A 21,677-nucleotide genomic window follows, 5' to 3' on the forward strand; every position below is an offset into this window, starting at 1 on the left:
TATGAGGAAATATATCATCTGTATAGTAAGTTTTATCGGAGCGGCTTTATTGCAAACAGGCTGTTACGATGACAAGGGAGATTACGATTATCATGATGTAAATACGATGGATATCGTAATACCTGAAACGAAGGTACGTATGCCTAAAGAGGAAGCAGTCGAAGTTTCAATTATACCCGAGATTTCTCAGACTTTGGAGCAAAATGAGAAAAACCTTGTATTTCAATGGAAGAAAACAATCGAAGGAAAGAAAGCGGGGTCGGACAGACTTAGTGATTATAAAGATTATTCCGTAGGCAAAGAATGTAAAGTAACAGTCGAGCCTTATGAATCCGAAAATATAGGTTTGATGTTGGTCATTACGGATAAAAAGAATGGAACAACCTGGTATCAGATAGGTGAAGTTGCAATTATTCGTCCTTTAAATCCTTGCTGGTTTGTATTGCAGGAAAAAGAAGGAAAGGGAGTATTAGGAGCGATAGAGGGTACTCCGGAAGGATATTATGTTTATCCGGATGTTTTTAAATCAGAATTGAATCAGTCATTTCCGTTAGAAGGAAAACCTTTGGCGGTAAGTGCAAGAAAAAACTATGGGGATTCGTTTTTAAGTAGTATGCTGGGTTTTTTTGGTTTTAAAGTAAGTCCGGCGTTAATGGTGGTAACCGATCGGGACTTGGCCTTGTTGACTCCAAGTACTTTAATAACGAGATATCCATCGAATAAAATACTTTTTGAACCGACTGGAAAAGGGGAACCGTTGAATATCGAGCTCTATAAGATGAGTACTCATGGTGAATTGTTTGTGAATAGTGGAAAAGCATATTGTGCTCCTATGGATGGATTTTGTGTACCATTCTCAGTAAAAAAGGAAAGTGAGTTTCCCGCCATTTCCGCTTATGGTTCGTATGGAGGAGGCTATTTGTTTTTTGATTCTGAAAATCATCGTTTTCTTGCTTCCTCTATTCTGGGTTTTAGCGATTATATGGTACCGAATTCGGCTACTCAAGATATACGTAATTATGGAACTAAATGGACTGATCAGAAACCTGTCAGGACATATTTAATGTCGTCTGATGAATCAAATGTCTTTGATCCAAATAAGATTGATCCGTCTTTAGAAGTGCATGACATTGTTACGGGAGGAAACGGGGGAAATTTTGCTTATGCAATTGCTGCTCCCCATAACGGAAAAGAGCTGACTGTGTTTAAATTCAGTGCGCAAGATGAAGATCCGATTTGTGCTGCCCGGTATACGATTGCTTTACCGTCCGAAGTAAATGTAGAAACAGCAAAATTTGCAGCTTCTTACGCGTATACGGCAAACCTTATATTTATGACATCGGGTAATAAATTATATCGCATTGATCTTGGTCGCGGAAGGGCAATTGAACTTTATACTTATGAAACTGATCCGTCAGCACAGATAGTTAGTTTTAAATTTAAGGACCCTGAAAGTGTGAGAGAGGAAGATGACGATGAGGAAATAGGCGAATATAAGGAGAAACTAGGTATGTCTCTCGGGTTGGGTATCAATACTGCTGACAAAGGTGTAGTTGTCGAATTGCAATTGACAGTGGCGGGCGATGTAGCTCGTGAAGAAAACAGCATTTGTGTTTACGAAGATCCCGATCAGCCTATTGGGAAGATTGTTGATATTAGCTATAATTATGAATAGTATAAACCGGTCTTTATGCTAAAAGGAATTATCGGTGCAGTATTTCTTGCTGTTGTCTGTACTTGTCTGTACGGGCAACAGCAAAGTATTACAACTTTTATTAAAGAAGAAGCACCAGTGGAAGTTATTCCCGGTATGTTTACTACCTACCGAAGTGATAAACATATCTATTGGGAAATCCCGGATTCATTGATTGGACGTGAGTTTGCCGTAACGACAACTATCCTGACAGCTCCTGCCCGTCCGGACCGGGATATGGAAAAGAAATTCGGATATGCGGGTGACATGATAGGTCCGGTATTTTTCAGTTTCCGTAAACAGGGTGACGAGTTGTGGATGATGGATCCACAATATGAGAGGGTGATAGAAAATCCTGAAGGAACGTATGCAAAAATCGCCGCCCAACGTGGGAACGAAAGGCTTTATAAGATATTACCGATTAAAGCTAGGAATCAGGGAAGCAGCTTGATAGAGATTGGTGAAGTATTAAAAGATTTTCCTTTGTTTACTCTTGATATTGTATCTTTTGATTTATTGATAGGTACGCGTTTAAGAGAGAAAGATTATATCAAGGAAATTAAAGGATATGACAACCGCTTGTTGATACACGCATCACGAGTTTATCGAAGTTCGTCAATGAAAATACCAGGTAAGCCTGTTGCACCTTCTTATATTGGAGACTGGGATACAGGTATCTGCATAAAATTACTGTCAAAAAGACCGTTGGAGGCAGTTGCTGCAAATACCGGAGCTTATTTTTCTATCAGCAAGGAGTGTTTTCAAGGGAATCAGCCTGCTATTCGGAAATCTGTTGTCAAACGGTGGCGGCTGGAAATAAGGGCGGAAGATGAAGAAAGATACATGAGGGGGGAACTGGTAGAACCCATACAACCTATTATTTTTTATATAGATCGTAATACACCGGAAAAGTACATCGACTGTATCATTGAAGCGGTGCGTGACTGGCGTCCGGCTTTCGAGAAAGCTGGATTTAAGAACGCCATTGATGCGCGGCTGGCTCCTACCGTTGAGGAAGATCCTGATTTTAGTATTTATGACAGTACTTATCCGTTCATCTCATGGAAGATATCAGGACAAAATAACGCTTATGGACCGACTCCATGCGAACCCCGGTCCGGTGAGATTATTGCTTGCCACATCGGTATTTTTTGCAGTGTCTTGAATTTGGAACAGAAATGGTATTTTGCTCAATGTGGAGCGAATGATCCGCAGGCATGGAATATAGAGCTGCCGGACTCTTTGCAATACGAACAGATAAAACAAGTGCTGACACATGAAGTGGGTCATACATTAGGATTGGAACATAACTTTCTGGGTAGTTCTCATTACTCCATCGATCAATTACGTGATAATGACTTTTTAAGTCAATATAGTATTGGTAGTTCCATTATGGATTATGTGCGGTGTAATTATGCTTTGCGTCCTCAAGATAAAGTTGATTTGAGAAACAGGAGGGTACGTGTCGGCGAATATGATAAGTGGGCTATTGAATGGGGCTACCGTATATTTCCGGGTAAAGATGCTTCTGAAAGAGAAAAGAACAGGACCCTTTGGAATCAGGAAAAACAGAAAGATCCCTCATTACATTTTTCGGGCAGAATGGATGTAAGGGCTCAGGCAGAAGATTTGGGTAATGACCATGTTATGGTTAATACACAGGGAATAGAGAACTTGAAATATTTGTGTGAACATCCGGATGTCTGGAATGTGACGGATAAAACGTCTTTGCGTGTATTACAGGGGCGTTATGAAGCGGTATTGGAGCATTATAAACAGTGGGTACAGCACGTTTTGTCTCATTTGGGTGGAAAGCGTCTTGCTGAGCCGGATGATGAGAATATTTACATACCCGAAAAAGCCGATTACAATAAGAAGGTTATGAGCTTTATACAGGCTTATATATTACAACCGCCTGTGTGGATGTTTGATGAAAAACTTACCGCTAAATTAGAAATAAACGGTAGTCGGGAGTTCGATCGCTTTTATGAAGAGCTGATGTCGGAAATGATTCGTTCCCTCCGGGAAGTGGAAAGAACGGAGAATGTTTGTGAGGATATGTTGTCTGTAGATGAGTTTTTGGAAAGCATACATAAAGAATTATTTGCCGAATGGGCTGACAATATTCCTGTAAGTGACGCCAAGTATAAAGTGCAGCTGCTTTATGTGAGTAAACTTGTTAAATTGTTGGATAGATCAGAAAAGATAACTTCGTCGAGATTATTGGTTTCCATTATGCAGGCTTTGAATAGAATAAAGGAGGAAAGTCTTGATTATAGCCATAAGATTACGGATCCGGTTGCCAAAAAACGGGCAATGTTTCTTGTAGATAGTATTTTGTTTTAATGATGAAAAGTAAATAAAGAAATTCATGAAGAGAAGAAGATATGTGATTGGTATATTGTTGTGTGTCACAGTTTTGCTTCAGGCACAGGATTCCGTCAAGTCATTTGACGAGTTTTTTGTTGCCGGGATGGATAAGATCGACGGTGTGTTTCCTGTGTATGTAGCGGAAAAAGAAATCTATTTGGAAATACCCGAAAAATATATCGGGCGGGAAATTGAAGTCAGTGGACAGATAGACCGAGGGTTTGATTTGTTGAATCGTCCGGTTGACGGACTGGGAGTAGTGCGTATTATATCTCCGGATAAAGCTACAATTTGCTTTCAAAAACCGTTTTATACAGAGCGTATTTTAGATGAAAAAAGCACATATCAGCAATCTTTCTCGTTGTCAAATATGCAACCTGCCGGTAAAAGTTATCCAGTGGTGGCCTATTCAAAAGAGCAGGGAGCTATTATTCGGATAACAGAGTATCTGATGACTGGCGATGACTGGTTCAGCTATAATGATAGTTTTATTCGTTCCTTGGTTCCGGAACTGTCGGAAATAATGAAAATACATCCTTTTAAGGAAGGTGTGTCGTTTACGGTCAGGCGCTATCATGGAGTTGAAGCAGAAAGATATATGCTGTCCAGTTCTGCCATTATATTGCCTGAAGGTAGTATGCCTTTGGAAGTCACTTGTGCAGTACGCTTGCTACCTCTGAAAAAAGATCAGATCCGCTTGGCAGATTACAGAATACCTTACCGGACATTGAGTTTCAAAGATTACTCGCAAAATCCTTATTGTATGGTAGAAGATTCATTGATTCTTCGTTGGGATATGTCACAACCGCTTACTTTCTATGTAGACACTCTTTTTCCGAAGGAATACTTCCAGGCAGTAAAGGAAGGAGTGGAAGCATGGAATACCGCCTTCCATAAAGCAGGTATTCATGATGCTTTACAAGTAAGGTATGCAGACCGAAAGATAATTCCGGCGGAACAACGTGCTTTTATATCTTATGATTTAAGAATACCGGGGATCAAAAGTGACTTTATCTGTCATCCTCGTACCGGAGAAATACTTTCATGTCGTCTGAATATCGGACATGGATTCCTAAAAGGAAAATTAGACGACTATCTGTTAAGTTGCGGTGCCTCGGATTCGCGTATTCTGGCTGACCGTTATTCTAAAGAAGTGGAAAAAGAATTGTTGCAAAATGAAATAACGGAAGAAATTGGATATCTTTTAGGTTTGCGCAGAAGTTTATCGAAAAGCTCGTGTGGAAAGACTTTAAAAGTTGGAGATGATGATTGCCGGACTATTTATTTTGGCTATCATCCTTTCAAAGGAGACCAAAATTGTTATGATGAACGGGAGAAGCTCCGCCAATGGATAGATCATAATTTACCAGATCACATTCGTTTATTCCAACCATCAGGGAAGGAGAATTCTAATTCTTCATTTCCAGAAGATTATGCGGTCAAAATATCGGATTTACAGACTGTAGTGAGTCGGTTGGATAAGATTGTGTATAAGGGGAAGAAATACGATAAAGGGAGTTCGCTCACTGATATATACAGAAAAGCTATTCGTCTGTATGGGAGTTATCTGATGGAAATGGCAAAGGTGGTGGGTAGTTCTCAACCGGCAGATGCGCAGCGTCAGGCAATGCTTGATTTGGACAACTATTTATTTCATTCTGTTAAAAAGATGGAATGTACCTATGTAAAAGAGAATTTGTTGGAAACAAGAAACAATCTTCTGTATCCGGAACTGGCGAAGTTGTTCAAACAATTGTTGAGTGTAAAGACAATTTCAGCTCTTCGATTGCAGGCGTTGCAGAGTGACCGGAAGGGGTATGACGATATTGATTTTTTCCGGGATCTTTATAAGGGGTTGTTTAATGGTTTTGATCCGCAGTCAGCCGTTAGTTATGAACAGATGGATATTCAGCTGATATGTTTGGAAGCATGGCTGGATATTATGCAGGAAGCTACTGAACATAATAGTATAAAGAAACGTTTAACGAACGAATTGCATAGTCTGCACGATAGACTGGAGGAGCTTAGCACGACACATTCCCAAAGGGAAGTACGTGATATGTATATTCTGCTTTTGAGAAGAATGGATCAATATTTCCGTGTGGTTTCTTGAGTGGCGTTAGAGTAATAATTTGTTTGGGATGATGAAAAAATGGTCGTACAGATAGAATAACCTATAAGTTTTGGGTTATCTTTGCTATGATTTATGAATAAATAATTAGAATAAGATGACTATTATTTTTCCTTCACCCATCTTCGGCCCTATTCATTCCCGCCGTTTGGGCGTTTCATTGGGAATCAATTTATTGCCGGACGACGGTAAGGTTTGTTCATTCGACTGCATTTATTGTGAGTGTGGTTTCAATGCCGAACATCGTACGAAGAAACTTCTTCCTACCCGTGAAGAAGTCCGCACGGCTCTCGAAGAGAAACTGAAAGACATGCAGGCAAACGGCCCTGCTCCCGATGTACTGACATTTGCCGGAAACGGTGAACCGACTGCGCATCCCCATTTCCCGGAAATCATAGAAGATACACTTGCGCTTCGCGACAAGTATTTCCCAAAAGCAAAAGTAAGCGTATTGAGTAACTCTACATTTATCGACCGTCCTGCCGTATTCGAAGCACTGAACAAGATAGATAATAATATCCTGAAACTGGATACGGTGGATGAAGAATACATTCATCTGTTGGATCGTCCTAACGGAAAATATTCTGTTAAGAAGATCATCGAAAGAATGAAAGAGTTCAAAGGAAACTGTATCGTACAGACGATGTTTCTGAAAGGAGGTTATCAGGGAAAAGACATGGATAATACATCCGACAAGTATGTGCTCCCCTGGATAGAAGCAGTGAAAGAAATCGCTCCCCGTCAAGTGATGATTTATACGATTGACCGGGAGACTCCCGACCACGATTTGCAAAAGGCTACGCATGAAGAGTTAGACCGTATTGTGGCTTTATTGGAAAAGGAAGGTATTCCGGCAACAGCTTCTTATTAAAATATAATTTAAACAGGGATATATTTCTTCTTGATAATACGTAAGAAAATTAATATAAGAGGGCGAACCTATAGAATTCAGAAGTTTTATACTTCCTATTCTATTGCTCGCCCTTTTATTGGCTTCATGAGCTGTTTCAGCCTATTCTGACAAGGGTATATTCTCACTTCGATGAGAAAAAGTTCTCATTGCAGTGAGAGTTTTTTCTCATTATAATGAGTATTTTTTCTCATCGCAGTGAGAATGCTTGAGAATGTGTACTTCCCTGATAATGTTTCCTTTCTTCACATAATCTTTCGGCAATATCCCGAACTGCTTCTGAAAGCAACGGGCAAAGTACGAAGGATTATTGAATCCTACAATGAAACAAACCTCATTGATCCGGTATTTACGCCAAGTGTTATCTGCAAAACGTTCTTTATAAAGAACACTCTTTTCAGATTAAAGGACTTGTTTACCTAACTATGTTTCGGTAAAATGATTATTTACAGGAAACATAATTAGGTAAACAAAATAAAGTTCTTATATTTGCATGAATTGAAGGTTATTAAAAAACTGATTTTGGTATGGAAAAGACCCTGATACGCCAGAATGCCCAATGGAATGGCAAAATGTTTGATCACTTGTGTCCGAGAGACATCATGGACAATCTTTTGAAAAAGAAAACGATGCGTCATGTTCAGATACTGACCGGTGTACGTCGTTGTGGCAAATCTACTGTCTTCAAACTATTAATTAATGACCTGTTGCAATCAGGAGTGAGCGGTAAGTCGATTCTTGTACTTAATTTGGATGATCCGCAGTTCATTCCATTTTGGGATGATTCCTCCAAATTATTCGGCGTGATTGAAAATGCAGAACGTCTGACGGGAGAGAAAGTGAAATTCCTGTTTTTGGATGAAGTACAACATTTATGTGATTGGGAGATATTCATAAAGAGTGCTTATGACACTGAGATATTTGAAAAGATATATATTACGGGGTCTAACTCGCAATTGTTACAGAACCGTTTTTCCGCCTTGTTGTCCGGTCGTTATTTCGAGAATGAAGTGCGTCCGTTTTCTGTTCGGGAAGTTTTTTGTTCGCAAGGAATAACGACTTTGCTTGATTGTTATACCCAAACACCGAAAGTTCTGCGTATCATGGACAATGTCCTTTCTACAGGTTGTTTTCCTGAAATCGTATTGGGTGATGCTGATGAGGACATCAAACAGGAATTATTGAAAAGCTATTTCGAATCCATTGTGCAGAAGGATTGCATCGTTTATAGTGGCATACGTGACACCCATTTGTTCTTTCGTCTGGTCAGTTACTTGATGCAGAATATGGGGAGTCGTTTTTCTATACCGGCTGTGGGTAAGGCACTGAAAAGCAATGAAAATACAGTTGCGTCCTATCTCAACTTTTTGTGTGACAGTTATATTTGCGTCGATGTACGTAACTTTTCTTATTCTTTGAAAGAGACTTCCCGTTCCCAGCATAAGTGTTATTTCATTGACAATGGCTTGGTTTCAGCCAATGTCTTTCGTTATTCTCCGCAAAGTGGTAGTGCCTTGGAGAATCTTGTTTATAATGAGCTGAGAAATAAAGGGTATATGAATATTTCATTCGACAATAGTAAGACGGAATGTGATTTTTTGGCGTATAAAAACGGGAAAGCTTATGGCTTTCAGGTTTGCTATGAACTGAATGACATGAACCTGAAACGTGAACTGTACGGATTCGAACTGGAAAATGTGATGCTCGAAAAGAAGACCCTGCTTACTTACAACCAGAAGGAAACTTATGGGGATATTGAAGTTGTTCCCTTTTGGGAATGGGTTATGTCACCACCTTTCACATAATCTTTCGGCAATATCCCGAACTGCTTCTGAAAGCAACGGGCAAAGTACGAAGGATTATTGAATCCTACAATGAAACAAACCTCATTGATCCGGTATTCTCCTTCACGCAGCAGTTCTCCGGCTGTTTTGAGCCGTATCAACCGGATATAATCATTGGGTGGCATTCCGGTCAGCCCTTTCAATTTGCGCTGTAAGTTGGAACGGCTGATAGCCATCTCCTCTGCCATCTTATCGATGGTAAATTCTTCATTGGTGAAATTGCGGGTAATGATTTCATTGATCGTGTTCAGCCATTTCACGTCTGTTTTGTTCATTAATGTCTGGTCGTATGACATATTCGGAACAGTTGTAAAGTGGTTGAACAGCATGCGCCGGTTTTCCAGCAGATTATTGATGGTGGCTTTCATGTGACTTAGCGAGAAAGGCTTTTCTATATAAGCGTCCGCGCCATAGTCAAGACCCGCAATTTTTGAATCGATGCTGTCGAGTGCCGAAAGCAGGATAAACGGGATATGGCAAAGCATATTGTCGGAACGGATGGACTTTAATAATTCGAATCCGTCCATGTGAGGCATGACGATGTCACTGATAATAAGATCTACTGTCGTTGTCTCCAGACATTCCAAGGCTTCCTTGCCATTGGCGGCTGTATGGATGGTGTAGGTATTTCCCAGATTCTTAGCCAGAAACTCCAGCATATCCGTTGTGTCTTCCACTACTAAAAGAGAGTAACCGGCGGGTTCGCCTTCTTCCTCCAAAGCGGGAACCTTGTCGGGCATGGAAGTAATGGAGGGGCTGACAGAGATGCTTTTCTCCAAATACGGAATTTCCACACATACTTCGCATCCTTCCGTATAGCCGGGATTGATATAAACCTTTCCTTTATGCTTTTCCACCAACAATTTGACGAGACTCAATCCGATTCCTACTCCCGAACCGTTGTTTCCTGTGTTTCCCACTTGATAAAACGGTTCGAAAACCTTGCTGCATTCCTCTTGCGGAATACCCGGACCGTCGTCGCGTACACACAAGGAGAGCGTACGCCCTTCTGCAGACAGATGTTCGTCCAAAATCACCATAATGCGGGTGCGGGCATATTTCATGGCATTCGTCAGCAGGTTGCTGACAATTTTAGTCAGCGCCTCCTGGTCTACATTATATTGCAGATGTTCTTTCGGCAGGGAGACACTGAAAGAGATTCCGGTCAGGGAGATGGCACGGAAACGGTCGATGATGTCCTCTATCATCCGGTTGATATCCACTTCATTGAATGAAAGCGTATAACCTTCCTTGTCCACTTTGCGGAAGTCGAGCAATTGTTTGATAAGCTCCATCAGCCGGTTGGTATTCTTTTGTATCACAGACAGGTTGCTTTCCACTTCACTGTTCCATTCATGTGTTTCCAAAATCGCTTCCAGCGGAGCTTTGATAAGACTAACCGGAGTCTTGATTTCATGTGCCACTTGGGTGAAGAATGTAATTTTCGACTGGAACAATTCCTGATTCTTGATTTGTTCCATCTCTTTCATCTTTCTTGCTTTCACAGCCTGCTGTTTACGCAAATAAAGCTGTATCAGGAAATATGCGAGGCCACACGCTATTAGTAAATAGAAAATCTTGGCATAAATGGTCTTCCAGGGTGGAGGAAGAATTTCAATATGCAGGCAACAGTCGTCATTGCTCCAATATTCATCGTTGTTACTGGCTTTCACACGGAAAGTATATTCACCCGGAGGCAGGTTGAGAAAAGATACGTTATGTTTATCCGTATATATCCATTCTTTGTGAATACCGTCCAGTTTGTAGGCATATAAATTCTTGCTGGGAGCCACATAACTAAGACTTTCGAATGCGATGTCGAACGATACCACCTGATAAGGAATCGTTACTTGTCCGCTAAGAGCAGGTATACGCTTGCTAAGGCTTACTTTGTCGTCGGGGCTGTGCATATATACCGCCGAGATAGACGCCGTAGGTCTTACCTTATTAATCGATAATTTGAACGGATAGAAACTATTGAACCCGTTCACTCCACCGAAATAGAATTTCCCGTCACTGGCTTGCAGGGAAGAGCGGAAATTGAACTGGTTGCTTTGTAATCCGTCCTCGATGGTATAGAGCTGTGCCCGTTTGTTCTGCGGCTCATACCGGATCAGTCCCCTGTTGGAAGAAAGCCAATAGTTACCCGATTGGTCGTCCAGTATGCCATAGATGATATTGTTTGGCAGATTCTCTTTGGTAGAGAAGTTTTCAAAACGGTCCTCCTGATAGTGATAACGGCAGATACCACCGCCTTCGGTACAGAACCATAGATGCTGTTTATGATCAATATACACACGGATTACCCAGTTGCTGCAAGGAGAATCAGGATTTGCCGGGTCGTTGCGATAGTTGTGCAATTTACCGGTTTGGCGGTTGTAACGCCAAATGCCGTCCCTTTTGCTTGCCAGCCACATGTCCCCATGTTGGTCTTCAACCATATCGTAGATAAAGATATGGCTTAAAGGTTCCAATGTTCGGAAAGAGTCACTTTCCGGGTCATACCGGCAGAATCCGGAAAGCGTTCCCAGATAAATGCTGCCATCCTTCGTTTGATAGATGGAGTAGATATGGTCGTTAGGAATTGAATGTGGGTTTGCGCGGTTATGGCGATAGTTTTTCATTTTTCCCGTTTGAGTATCCAGGATATATAATCCCCGTGAGAAACTGCCAATCCACAATTTTCCTTCATTGTATAGTAGTGCATGGATATTGTGATAACCGATGTTAGGGTTACTGCTTCTCAACAGATGGTTTTTGAACTTTTTCGTGCGGGGATCAAAGAGATTCAGCCCCCCGTCTTCGGTAGCAATCCAGATGTTACCGTCGGGATCTTCGCAGAATTGGCTGATTACATTTCCCGAAAGAGAATTTTCCGTACCATTGGGATAATACCACTCGATATCCTTATGCTTGGGAGACAGGTAACTCACTCCACTGAAATAAGTCCCGATCCAGATTCCCCCTTCCCTATCCTGATAACAGGCATAGATACTTTCTTTATTTTGTTCGTCGTCGGTAGGCAGACATTCTCCTGTCGTGGTGTTGAATGTATAAAGTCCGTCGTCGGAGCCGAGATAGAAAGAGTTGGCTGTTCGTTGAAACAAGGTGCGGATGCGCGGAATGGTAAGCGTGTCCCCTTCTCCGAAGTAATAGCGGAATTGCCCTGTCTCTTTATTGAAACGTGCCAGTCCCCCGTACCATGTACCCGCCCATAATACTCCCTGCGAACTTTCCATCAAAGAGATAATCTCGTTGCAGGCAGGACGTCCGAAAGAAGTGTCCTCGGATATATACCCTGTGAAGTTGTCCGTGCGTTGGTTGTATTTCGCCAGCCCATTCCGGGTACCTATCCAGATAGTCCCGAACGAGTCGTTATAAATCACCCATATGTGATTATCCGGCAGTGAATGAGGATCGGAAAGAGAATGCAGATATTGCCTCAACGTACCTTTTTTCTCGTTGTAGACAAACAGCCCGTTGGTTGTTCCGATCCATAACTGCCCGTCATTGTCGTATGCCATTCCGAAGACGCTGTTGACTGATGCCCCGTCTTCCGTCTGTTTATCGAATACGGAGAACTTCTCTTCCCACGAATCGAATAAATACAGCTTCTCCGTACTGGCCACCCAAATCTGATTGTTATCCTGATGGCGGCAGATCGTTACTATATTCATATAGCTGTTTCCGCCGTTTTCTGACGAATGTCCGTAGTTGGTGAACTCGATGCCGTTGAAACGATTCAGCCCGTCCTGCGTTGCAAACCACATATATCCGATGCTATCCTGAAGGATGCTCCGGACACAGTTGCCCGATAACCCCGATCTAACGTCATATTTCTTGTAGATATTGGCGAAGACCAGAGAAACCGATGCCAACAATATACATATGGATAAGATGGATCGTTTCATAGTTTCCTTTCTTTATATCCCCTGTTTGCAGGAGCTATATATCCTGCGTATTGGATCTATATGTCCAATACGTTGGATCTATATACCCAACACGCAGGGCATATATACCCAACAGATTGGATCTATAGCTCCTGTAAACAGGGTAATTACCCCCTTTGTAGAAGCCTTTATTTCACGTCATCCCACGTATCTGTGCGGAATGGGAAAGCACTCAATCCGAAAGTATTCCGCAGCGTGATATTTCCCACATAATTACGGAAAGCATAGCGCACGGCAACCGGTTGGGCTACCTCTTCACTCCACACTTCTACTGTGTTGGTACGTCCTACAATCTTTGCTTTCGCCGGATAGAACTTCTTGTCCGCTCCCGCAATCTCAAATCCTTCCAGTTCGGAGAAAGTAGGGAACAACCCCGCAGGTGCATTATCGAATGTCACTATGGCCTTTTTGTCCGCATAGTCCACTTTGGTCATCGTCGGACCGTTGGATGGTAACCGGCGGATACCGTATGTTTTAGTCAATGCAAGTGTAGCCAACCGAAGCCCTACTACATCCTTCTGTGGCGGATGGATACAGAATTCATCACCAATATCCGTAGTAGGCACCATGCCCGAATTAGGAATTGTTTTCAGTGCTTCCATCTGTGCTTCCCGCAATAGAGCGGCCCCTGTATCACGGCTGTCCTTATATTTATGAGGAGCAATCTGCACATAATAGAAAGGCATATCGGGAGCCTCCCATACATTTCTCCATAGCTGCACCATAGCAGTCATCATCGGAGCATAGAATTGATAGTTGGATATATTCGATTCTCCCTGATACCAAAGGAAACCGCGTGCCGTGAAGTTCTTAACAGGCCATAACATCGAGTTGTACAGACATTCCAAACGCTGGTGCACCCCTCTTTTAGGATTTTTGGCAGCTTCAATGTTCATACCTTCCACGGTTTTCAATGTCGGTTCATCCATCCATGCTTCAATCGCCGAACCTCCCCAACTGTTGATAACCAGTCCTACCGGGAGATGGAGACTTTCAGTCAGTTGGCGGGCAAAGAAATAGGCGGCGGCACTGCAATCAATGCTCGTTTCGGGTGACGATACTTCCCATTTTCTTTTCTCGAAATCCGTGCGGCGTTCTGTATCATTGGTTCTCGGTACGGTAATAAAACGAATACGGTCGCGATAATTTCCCGAGTTCAGCAGCGTTTCAAGTGAGTGGTCAATGGGTTGTGCTGCATTTCCCATCATACGCATTTCCATGTTCGACTGTCCGGAGCAGATCCACACCTCCCCTATCAGTATATCCGAGAGAGTGACCGGAGTGCCGTCACTGATCGTAATAAAATAAGGAGTATATCCTCCTTCGGGAGTGTCTACTTTTACCAGCCAGGCCCCGTCTTTATCCGTAGATGCCTGATAAGTCCGGTTGTTCCACGAAGTGGTGACAGTTACTTTTTTGCCATCCGCCCAACCCCATAACTTAACGGAGCTGTTCTGTTGAAGTACCATGTGATCTCCCATCATTGCAGGGAGTTTTACTTTGCCTTGTGCAATCGGCAGGAATAAAAGTGATAAAATAAGAAGTAGAAAATGTTTTTTCATACTGTTTTTATTAGATATTCGACGAATAATTATTAGGTATCAGGCAAAAATACAACCTATTTTTAAATATGGAATAAAACTAGCTAGTCATTTTCTGATAAAAGCTGGTCGAAATCTTAAAAGCTTGTTTTTCCTTTTCATTCTCCGCTGAATTTTCTTAATTAGTGGCATCAATCGCCTAAACAGTATTATTAGATTGGCTAAATATCCCATTTCTTTGCAGGGTGAGTATTTAACAACCTAATTGTTTCATTAAATCTAATAAAATGAAAAAGAAGCATTATCTATTATTTTTATTGGCTTCGCTCTTTTTACTGACAGATGTGGTGTGGGCACAAACATCTGCCACGGTAAGTGGAGTAGTGATCGATGAGAATGGAGAAACCCTTCCGGGTGTTTCCGTCGTCGAAGTAGGTACAACAAACGGTGTCCTGACAGACCTGAACGGACACTATACCTTAAAAACAACTTCTGCCAAACCTTCCGTTTCTTTCAGTTACATTGGTTATCAGACCACCACGCTTCCCCTGAACGGGCGTACGAAACTCGATGTACAGATGAAAGTGGAAACGAAAGTATTGGATGAAGTAGTGGTAGTGGGCTACGGTGTACAGAAGAAAGTGAATCTGACCGGTTCCGTGACTTCCATCAACTTTGCCGACCAGACGGAAGGACGACCCATCATGAGTGTTTCTTCCGCCCTTTCGGGACTCGCCGCCGGTATGAACGTCACACAAGCTTCGGGACAACCCGGCTCGGACGGTGCCACCATCCGCGTGCGTGGTAACGGTACGTTCAATACCAACTCCCCATTGGTACTGGTAGACGGTATTGAATGGAGCATGGACAACGTGAACCCCAACGACATTGAAAGTATCTCCGTACTGAAAGACGCTGCCTCAACAGCTATTTACGGTACGCGTGCCGCTAACGGAGTGATCCTCATCACCACCAAAAGCGGAAAAGGTAAACCGCAAATCTCCTATTCTTATTCGGGAGTCGTGCAGATGCCCTACAACAACCTCTCTTTCGTAAGCGACTATGCCCGTTATATGGGACTGGTGAACGAGGCTTGCGACAATGTGAATACCAAAGGCATCTTCTCGCAGGAAAGCATCGACCGCTGGAGGGCTGCTTCTGCCGATCCGAACGGGTTGAACGAGTACGGAGTACCCAATTACGTGGCTTATCCCAACACCGATTGGTTCGACGAAGTATTCGACACCGGATATTCGCAAGAGCACAACCTGTCTGTCTCCGGCAGTTCGGAGAAAGTGAAATACATGCTTTCCTTAGGCTATCTCGACAATCAGGGAGTCATGAACCGCTGGAACCTCGACTCAAGTACGCAGAAAATCAATTTCCGTACCAACCTGGAAGCCAAGATAGTGAAATGGATGACCGTCGGCACCCGTCTCTACGGACAAAAGCAAGATTACGGGATGGCTAATATCAGCAACGGATTCAAGTATCTCTATCAGACCACTCCGGGTGTATATCCCGGCGAACCGAACTACTGGGGACGTGCCGCGCTAGCCAGCGAAGAATCTTCCAATGCCAATAATATCTTCGGTCAGATGGCAGGAGCCACCGGTTTCAATACCGTATGGCGTCTCAACGCATCAGTCTACGGAATTATCACTCCCTATAAAGGGCTCAACATTGAAGGTACTTTCAACTATTCGCCGACATTCACCGACAAGTCTTCTTATAGCCGCCAAAATGGTTATTGGGACTACGTCACCGACCAGCGTGTCAGCGAAAGCGCGTTGGAGAACGCTTCCATCACCAATACGAGCGCACGCACCTGGCGTCAGAGTGCCGAAATACTGGTACGCTACAATACAACCATCAAGAAAGACCACGATCTGGGCGCACTGCTCGGATATTCTGCACAGGAATATTACAGCAAGAGCTTTGCCGTTTCCCGTAAAGGCGCTACGGACTGGACGCTGAACGAACTAAGCACTTACGAGACGCTCGTCAGCTCTTCCAGCTCGGCACCTGCCAAATGGGGATTGCTCTCTTATTTCGGCCGTGTCAACTACGGATATAAAGGGCGTTATCTCTTCGAAGCCAACCTTCGTGCCGATGCCTCCTCCCGTTTCGGTGTGAACCAGCGTTGGGGATATTTCCCCTCGTTCTCCGGTGGATGGCGTATTTCGGAAGAATCGTTCATGCAGGGAGCATCGGACTATCTCTCTAACCTGAAACTCCGTGTTTCCTGGGGAAAGACAGGTAACAACTCAACGGGCAACTACGACTGGCAGGCAAACTACGCCACAGGCAATGTTGTAATCGACGGTGAAGGAACCAAAGGATTGGTACGCAAGAAACTAAGCAACGACAAGCTGCATTGGGAAAGTACCGCCACCACCGACATCGGACTTGATTTCGGCTTCTTCAACCACCGCCTGACGGGTGAGATAGACTATTATAATAAGTATACTTCGGACATTCTCTACCATCCCGAACTCTATCTTTCGATGGGTGTTGTAGGCTCTGCTCCCGAGAATTTGGGTGAAGTGCGCAACCGTGGTGTTGAATTTACCCTCAACTGGAACGACCGTATCGGAAAAGATTTCGAATACCGGGTGGGTATGAACTTCTCTTTCAACGCCAACAAAGTGATGAAGTTCAAAGGCGAACTCCAGAAATACTGGACGTATGATGCACAGGGAAACAAAGTGAGCTATGTCAACAACTTCAGTGATGTGTCTGAATCTGGTTTCGGAGGCTACATCTGCGAAGGCCGCCAACTGGGAGAAACCTATATGTATAAGGTGTACAGAGGTTCCGGCGAAGGCTATACCGGAGGTGCGGTGGATATCCATGCGGGACCGAAGGACGGAATGATACGTACGAAAGGAGATATGGTATGGGTGCAGGCCATGATTGACTCCGGTTATTCGTTCGGAGGAATGAAGACGGTTGCCAAAGACCAGCTTTGGTATGGTGACATACTCTATGCCGACAGCAACGGTGATATGAACTACGGCGATACCAACGACCGGGATTTCTCCGGACACACCAGTGTCCCGAAATTCAATCTGGGTTTCAACTGTGCTTTCTCTTACAAGAACATTGATTTCTCCATGTTATGGTCGGGAGCTTTCGGGCATTACCTCAACTGGAATACGGATTACTACAACTCGACACTGGTCAGCCACGGATATGGCATTATCGAGCATATCGCCGATAACCATTACTTCTTCGATCCTTCCAACCCGGACGATCCGCGTACCAACCAGTGGGGCAAATATCCCCGCCTGACATACGGTACTACCTATAATAACAGAATCCAGAGCGACTGGAACGAATATAAGGGCGACTACTTCAAGTTGAAGAATATCCAGATCGGCTATACGTTGCCGCAACGGATTTCCAGCAAGTTCTTTGTTAATAAGCTCCGTGCTTTCGTGTCGATGGACAATATCCTGACGATCACCAGTTATCCGGGACTCGATCCGGAAATAGGAACTGCTATCGGTTATCCGTTGATGCGTCAGATCTCTTTTGGCGGACAGATTACCTTTTAATGATGTAGAACTAAAAAACAGAATCTGATATGAAAAAGATATTAATGATTTTAACGATGGCGCTGGCGGCTACCTCCTGCATGGATATTCTCGATGTGGCTCCGGAAGACCAAATAGCAAGTGAAAACATGTGGACCACGGAGGAGCTTGCCGACAAGGGAATGGCAGGACTCTACTTCCCGTTCTATGCCACCCAACTCTCCTCCACCCAGCTTCGCCGTGCCGACGGACTGAACCGTCAGGGAATCGAAGCCATGAGCTTTGCAACCGATTATTATTCCAACAACTATCCGGTGGAACTGCTTTCGCTGGCTACCAAGCCTGCCAATGACTTTCAGGTGTGGTATGAATGGAAGTTCTGTTACACCATCATCCATGCGTGTAACGATGCGATTGCCAATCTGCATAAAGCAGATATGAGCGCTAATAAACTGGCACGTTACCAATGCGAAGCCCGTTTCCTCCGTGCCTGGGCGTACAATCGTCTGAATATGCTTTATCAGGGTGTTCCCGTTTATCTGGAACCCATCAATAATGAAGACTGTACCCGTGGCCAATCTTCGGTGGATGAGGTATGGCAAGTGATTCTGGATGATTTGACGTATTGCATCAACAATCCCGATTTCCCCAATAACACGCTGAATGAAAACTACGGCCGTCCTTCTAAAGGTGCCGCTTATGCCCTGCGTGGTATGGTATATATGTGGAAGAAGCAATACAAGGAAGCAGGCAACGATTTCAAAGAAGTGGAAACGTGTGGTTATGGCTTGTGGACAGGCGAATATGCCGACTTCTTCAAATATGAAAACGAGAAAGACAAAGAAATGATCTTCTCGCTCCAGTTCAGCGAAGAAACCGGTTATTGTGATAACATTCAGCAAATGACTGGCGCTCGCGATACGTATGATGGCTGGACGGAAATAAAACCTTCCGCAGACTTTGTGGACTACTATAAGAACGCCGACGGATCGGACTTCAAATGGTCGGAAGTAGACGGCCTGCAAGACTGGGACTTGCTGACTCCAAAACAGCGTGAAATCTTCTTCTGCCGTGACGGACTGGAATCCATGTCCTCACAAAAGAATGCGCTTATCAAACGGGTAGGCGAAGATATCTATCAGAAATATTACCTGAACAGCGGTAATGAAGCCCGCATCAAAAAGGCGTATAACAGTCGTGACCCGCGTCTGCAACAGACCGTCGTCACTCCTTATGTGCCGGTAGACTGCTACAAGCCTAATTATGCAGGAGATGCCAACCAGATCGGTAAACAACTCCGTTGGCCGTTGAAGGAACAGGGCACGAATGGTGGAGACTTCTGGCTCGATAAACGTACTTCTGCTTTCTACTGCTATCGCAAGTACAATGAGTTTGAGAAAGGCCGTTTGATTAGCCGGAGCCGTTGCCATACCGACTGGCCGTTGATTCGCTATACTGATGTATTGTTGCAGTATGCCGAAGCATTGGCGCAGACCGATCAGATGGGAGAAGCCATCCGCCTGGTGAATAAAGTACGTACCCGTGCCCACATGCCTGCACTGACAGAGGGTGGAAGCGGTCCGTGCGCAGTGAACGGAAAAGAAGACATGCTCGAAAGGATACGTTACGAACGTCGCGTGGAATTCTGCCTGGAAGGAATCAACTTCTTCGATGAAGTACGTTGGGGAACCTACAAAGAAACCAAATTCCAGGGGAAAGACATCAATGGCGGCAAATCCTGGTGGGGCGAACTGGCAGAGTATAACTGGTATTACACCGATTACATGTGGCCGTGGACTGCTCCTATTGTTGAAACGCAAAAGAACCCGAACCTGACTAAACGAAGTGGTTGGGCGTATTAATCATAAAGATTTGAATAAGGATGAAGAAAATACTTTTACTATTACTCATTTTTGTATCCGGTTACACGGGTGTAGTTGCGCAACAGTTTGATTATGGCAAGATAGCGCCTCATCCCCGGTTGTTATTGCCGGCGGGAGGAGAAGAAGCCATCAGGAAAGCCATTGCGGAGTATCCCCCGTTGGCCACTGTTCACCAGCGGATCATGGAACTTTGCGACCGGACACTTACGGAACAGCCTGTGGAACGTATCAAAGAGGGTAAACGCCTGCTGGCGATTTCGCGCATCGCATTGAAGCGTATCTATTACCTCTCATACGCTTACCGTATGACGGGAGATAAGAAATATGCTCACCGTGCGGAACAGGAGATGCTGGCCGTCAGTCGTTTCACCGACTGGAACCCCACTCATTTCCTGGATGTGGGTGAGATGGTAATGGCATTGGCTATCGGTTATGACTGGCTGTACGATTCTTTGCAGCCCGACACCCGCCGGGTAGTGCGCGAAGCAATCATCGCGAAAGGCTTCGACGCGGCAAAGAACACCCGTCATGCCTGGTTCTATACAGCTAAGAACAACTGGAATTCCGTATGTAATAGTGGATTGGCGTATGGCGCGCTGGCTCTTTTTGAAGAGATTCCGGAAGTATCGAAAGGCATCATAGAGAAATGCATGGAGACAAATCCGAAAGCGATGGTAGGTTATGGCCCCGACGGAGGTTATCCCGAAGGATTCGGATATTGGGGGTACGGGACAAGTTTTCAGGTAATGCTCATTGCTGCGCTCGAAAGTGCTTTCGGCACAGACAATGGGCTCTCCCAAGCCCCCGGTTTCATGGAGTCTGCCCGTTTCATGCAGTATATGACGGCTCCGGGCGGAGATTGTTTCTGTTTCTCGGACTCTCCGGTAGAGGCGGAGTGCAACATGATGATGTTTTGGTTTGCAGGCAAAGCGAAAGACCTTTCCCTGTTGTGGATCGAACGTCAGTATCTCGACCGGCCGGATATGCAGTTTGCCGAAGACCGTTTACTGCCCAGCCTGCTGGTGTTCTGTTCGCAGCTCGATTTGAAGCATATCGGCAAGCCGAAGAGAAACTTTTGGTTCAGTCGAGGAGATACGCCTGTGTTTATCTACCGTGGCGGATGGGACAGCAAGGAAGATACCTATCTGGGAGTGAAAGGCGGTTCGCCTTCTACCTCTCATGCGCACATGGATGCCGGTTCGTTTATCTTCGAGAGAGACGGGGTGCGTTGGGCGATGGACTTGGGTATGCAGAGTTACATCACGCTCGAAAGTAAGGGAGTAGACCTGTGGAATATGTCGCAGAACGGACAACGCTGGGAAGTATTCCGGCTAAGCAATATCGCTCACAACACCCTGACGATTAACGGCGAACGCCATTTGGTAAAGAGTAATGCTCCGATCACCCGTACTTTCGAGTCGAAGAAACAGAAAGGGGCGGAAGTAGACCTGTCGAGTGTGTTTGCCAACAGCGTGAAGAAAGTCGTCCGCACCGTGATATTGGATCAGAAAGACCATCTGGAAGTAACCGACCGGTTGGAGACGGGGGACAAGGAAGCTGCCGTATCCTGGATCATGGTCACTCCGGCGGAAGCCAAAATAACGGGCAAGAACCGGATGGAATTAACCAAAGACGGACAACGGATGCTATTGACGGTAGATGCCGATACGGAAGTAGAAATGAAAACCTGGTCGAACGTGCCCCCGCATGAATATGATTTCCGCAATCCGGGAACCATCCGCGTGGGTTTTGAGACGGTGATTCCTGCCAATCGTGCCTCGCAACTGAAAGTACGACTTATTCCTTTGAAGTAGTA

10 protein-coding genes and 1 pseudogene are annotated in these 21,677 nt (G+C 44.3%); 8 read left to right on the forward strand and 3 right to left on the reverse strand.

Features of this window, described 5'->3' with window-relative positions:
- Position 1 precedes the first annotated feature (1 nt).
- The 4 genes from INE92_RS19040 (at position 2) to INE92_RS19055 (ending at position 7,065) form a co-directional block, all read left to right on the forward strand.
- Positions 2–1,675, forward strand: a complete 1,674-nt coding sequence (locus INE92_RS19040; protein WP_004316105.1) for a PKD-like family lipoprotein — start codon at positions 2–4, stop codon at positions 1,673–1,675.
- Between the two features lie 15 nt (positions 1,676–1,690).
- Positions 1,691–4,039, forward strand: coding sequence for a zinc-dependent metalloprotease (locus INE92_RS19045; protein ID WP_195436349.1), 2,349 nt, complete (start codon positions 1,691–1,693; stop codon positions 4,037–4,039).
- 25 nt (positions 4,040–4,064) lie between these two features.
- Positions 4,065–6,176, forward strand: coding sequence for a DUF5117 and DUF5118 domain-containing protein (locus INE92_RS19050; RefSeq protein ID WP_195436348.1), 2,112 nt, complete (start codon positions 4,065–4,067; stop codon positions 6,174–6,176).
- Positions 6,177–6,291: 115 nt separating this feature from the next.
- Positions 6,292–7,065, forward strand: a complete 774-nt coding sequence (locus INE92_RS19055; protein WP_004298756.1) for a radical SAM protein — start codon at positions 6,292–6,294, stop codon at positions 7,063–7,065.
- Between the two features lie 210 nt (positions 7,066–7,275).
- On the opposite strand, the pseudogene INE92_RS27285 reads toward INE92_RS19055, so the two are convergent.
- Positions 7,276–7,455: pseudogene (locus INE92_RS27285) on the reverse strand (helix-turn-helix domain-containing protein); the annotation flags it as partial.
- 176 nt (positions 7,456–7,631) lie between these two features.
- Here INE92_RS27285 and INE92_RS19065 point away from each other — a divergent pair.
- Complete coding sequence (locus tag INE92_RS19065; RefSeq protein ID WP_195436347.1) at positions 7,632–8,909, forward strand: ATP-binding protein; 1,278 nt, start codon at positions 7,632–7,634, stop codon at positions 8,907–8,909.
- Here the strand turns inward: INE92_RS19065 and INE92_RS19070 are convergent.
- Positions 8,849–12,859, reverse strand: coding sequence for a hybrid sensor histidine kinase/response regulator transcription factor (locus tag INE92_RS19070; RefSeq protein ID WP_195436346.1), 4,011 nt, complete (start codon positions 12,857–12,859; stop codon positions 8,849–8,851). The genes INE92_RS19065 and INE92_RS19070 overlap by 61 nt on opposite strands.
- 167 nt (positions 12,860–13,026) lie before the next feature.
- Positions 13,027–14,460 (reverse strand): sialate O-acetylesterase, encoded by a 1,434-nt coding sequence (locus INE92_RS19075; RefSeq protein WP_195436345.1) that lies wholly within the window; start codon positions 14,458–14,460, stop codon positions 13,027–13,029.
- Between the two features lie 266 nt (positions 14,461–14,726).
- Between INE92_RS19075 and INE92_RS19080 the strand changes: the two genes are divergently transcribed.
- Genes INE92_RS19080 through INE92_RS19090 form a run of 3 tightly spaced genes read left to right on the forward strand, consistent with a single transcriptional unit; the run spans position 14,727 to position 21,675 of the window.
- Positions 14,727–17,999 (forward strand): SusC/RagA family TonB-linked outer membrane protein, encoded by a 3,273-nt coding sequence (locus INE92_RS19080; protein WP_195436344.1) that lies wholly within the window; start codon positions 14,727–14,729, stop codon positions 17,997–17,999.
- Between the two features lie 29 nt (positions 18,000–18,028).
- On the forward strand, positions 18,029–19,840 hold the full coding sequence (locus tag INE92_RS19085) for a RagB/SusD family nutrient uptake outer membrane protein (RefSeq protein ID WP_195436343.1): 1,812 nt from the start codon (positions 18,029–18,031) through the stop codon (positions 19,838–19,840).
- Positions 19,841–19,860: 20 nt separating this feature from the next.
- The gene (locus INE92_RS19090; protein ID WP_004316113.1) at positions 19,861–21,675 is read left to right on the forward strand and encodes a heparinase II/III domain-containing protein; all 1,815 of its coding nucleotides are present in this window, start codon (positions 19,861–19,863) and stop codon (positions 21,673–21,675) included.
- Positions 21,676–21,677 lie beyond the last annotated feature (2 nt).

The sequence above is a fragment of the Bacteroides xylanisolvens genome (assembly GCF_018289135.1).
In the GTDB taxonomy this organism is placed as follows: Bacteria; Bacteroidota; Bacteroidia; order Bacteroidales; family Bacteroidaceae; genus Bacteroides; species Bacteroides xylanisolvens.